This is a genomic window from Vogesella fluminis, from assembly GCF_014652335.1.
GTDB lineage: Bacteria > Pseudomonadota > Gammaproteobacteria > Burkholderiales > Chromobacteriaceae > Vogesella > Vogesella fluminis.
Genome location: NZ_BMYP01000091.1, coordinates 1 through 2206, shown reverse-complemented (window position 1 = coordinate 2206; position 2206 = coordinate 1). Strand labels below are relative to the sequence as shown.

Below are 2206 nucleotides of genomic sequence, written 5' to 3'. Positions count from 1 at the left end.
TCACGCACCCTCACCAAAAAGAAGAAGGGGCCAATGGCCCCTTCTCCTTGATCAGAGTCCGACGAACTTTATTCGGATCCGACGAACTTTATTTGCTCTAGTCACTGACAAGCAGCCCCATCGATCCTTGCTATTGCGCACCGTCAAGCCCAGTAATCTCAAATGAAAAGAGGCCCTAGCGGGCCTCTTTGTTTAGCACTACGAGCAAAATCGATCATGCCAATGTCGTGACAGACTTCATTACCTCGTGACAGACTTTATTCTCTTAGATCATTACTGATCGGAGAGAATAAAGTCTGTCATGACAACAAATCGTAAGACTATGATTTTGTTACATTAAAACAAAGCAACCATTAAAATTTTAAGTCTGTCACGCAGTGACGATTTCAAGGGGTTACGTGCATGCTTGTTGCCATAGTCTGTCAAAGCCAGCAATAACAAGGGTTTCAGTACGGGGAGCGAAGAGACCGGTCGGCCAAACCCAGCGGTCAATGATGCGATGGTAATGGGCAGTTTACACAGAATTTCAGACACGCCCTTTTCGCAGAGATGGCCCGCGTCTCAAGCTTCGCAGTCAACGCCGTTGAAGCAGCATACATCATTGGTATGCCAGGCGGATTCATTCGGTTGCTCTGCAACGCATATTGCTTGGGTGGAGGTCCGAAGTCTGAGGCGTTAACTCTCTTACCTGGCGGGATGTCTGCCCTGGCCCGCCAGAGTCGAGTTCCTGGCGGCAATTCCTGTATAAGGGCTAGCTGTTCACAAAGATGGGCAATAGCCTGCAGGATATCTTCTGCGGAATAGCTGTCTCGATCATCAGTAGAACCACCCAGCAAGTGGAAGAAGAATCTACGGACGTGCTTGACGTTCTCACAAAACGTTTCCCAGCTCATCCTCAATGCTACGTCGGTATCTAGGGATAACCAGTCCCAGTCGCACCAAACCTCATCAGGTAGCTCACGAATGATGGCCCAGTAAAGCGTTCCGTCACGATCTCGGGGAAGAGACAGTTCCTCTTCATCGAAGAGTACTTCGGCTGTATCCCAAGTCTGTCCTTGGTATCCCCCTTCTGCACTTTCGTAAGGAAGCTGCTCAACTGCAAGGCCCCAGAATTTACCCAAACAATCCTCGATATATCGGCACACCTCTCCCAACTCGGCCGTAGGCGAGTCATACCTACCACAAAAGTCACAGCCCCGAGGCCCCCCAACGTCGCGAATCCAGGCTCGAATGTCCGGGTCGTCGAAACAGGAAGAACAAACGCGATCCATAATTGAGCTCGTCGATGTAGTTTATGTTTGCCGTTTGGGCTGGACAAAAAAATACCTGATAAATCCGACGTCCCCCCGGTATTGAGTAGCACGTGACTTTAGAGTCCAATCAACCACAGCAGGGGGCAGTGCCTGCAACCACACCCGGGGTGGTCAAAATCGGACGCTGATCACCCCCCACCTGTTCACTTTTGCACGCTGTTGTACAGGCACGGCTACCCATTCAATGCTCACACCCTATATTTGCTAAACCCCGCTCAGCACGGGGTTTGATACATGCGGAACAGCTGAAAGGTTACTAAGCTGGCGTACGTCCAATGTTGGATACTTTTCGCCAAGTTTCCTCTGCTACTTCAGGAGAGGTACGCACAATGTCGGTCTGCTCACTGCATACAGCGATGAGGAAATCCTTCTGTTCGCTTGCTGGTGGCATGTTCTCATAGAGGCTCGCGAGCTTGGAAATTAAGAAACAGGACTCGGCATCAAACATACCATTCCTGATGTTATCTGCAACCCTTACTGCTCGGTTGAGATCTGACTTCAGCCATAAGCCGATATCGACTCCTTGGGCTGCAAAGTGTTCGACTTCATCAGAGGAGGTTCCTGCCGGTAAATTATCAAGATCGATGACTGCATTATGTACAGCATCTTTTAACAGCACGCAAAAATAAGCCTTTGCCATATCCTTACCAGAAATGAAGTGTGCGACGGGAAAATGCCTAGTCTCAAGTAAGCCAGCAAGACAAGGTACCATTAGATATGGGCGCTCAATTTATGCTTTAACAGCCTTAATTGAGGAAAAAAATGACTCTGCGGCTGTCCAAACTACGGCCAATGCGCCGAGAACAATCGCAACCCGCTGATCTGCGAGCTTTCCTAGCAGCCTGTCGGACTTAACGAGCCGTATGAGATAATTCGGATCATCCAAAACACAG

2 protein-coding genes are annotated in these 2206 nt (G+C 49.4%); both read right to left on the bottom strand.

Going from position 1 to position 2206, the window contains the following annotated elements; translation table 11 throughout:
- Positions 1–488 precede the first annotated feature (488 nt).
- On the bottom strand, positions 489–1271 hold the full coding sequence (locus IE083_RS15485) for a HEPN-associated N-terminal domain-containing protein (RefSeq protein ID WP_189354931.1): 783 nt from the start codon (positions 1269–1271) through the stop codon (positions 489–491).
- Positions 1272–1569: 298 nt separating this feature from the next.
- Positions 1570–1953: a hypothetical protein gene (locus tag IE083_RS15480; RefSeq protein WP_189354930.1), complete on the bottom strand. Its 384-nt coding sequence runs from the start codon at positions 1951–1953 to the stop codon at positions 1570–1572.
- Positions 1954–2206: the final 253 nt, after the last annotated feature.

Excerpts from the sequence above, each read along its gene's own strand:
- IE083_RS15485 (WP_189354931.1), bottom strand. The coding sequence starts at position 1,271 with ATGGATCGCGTTTGTTCTTCCTGTTTCGACGACCCGGACATTCGAGCC.
- IE083_RS15480 (WP_189354930.1), bottom strand. The coding sequence starts at position 1,953 with ATGGCAAAGGCTTATTTTTGCGTGCTGTTAAAAGATGCTGTACATAAT.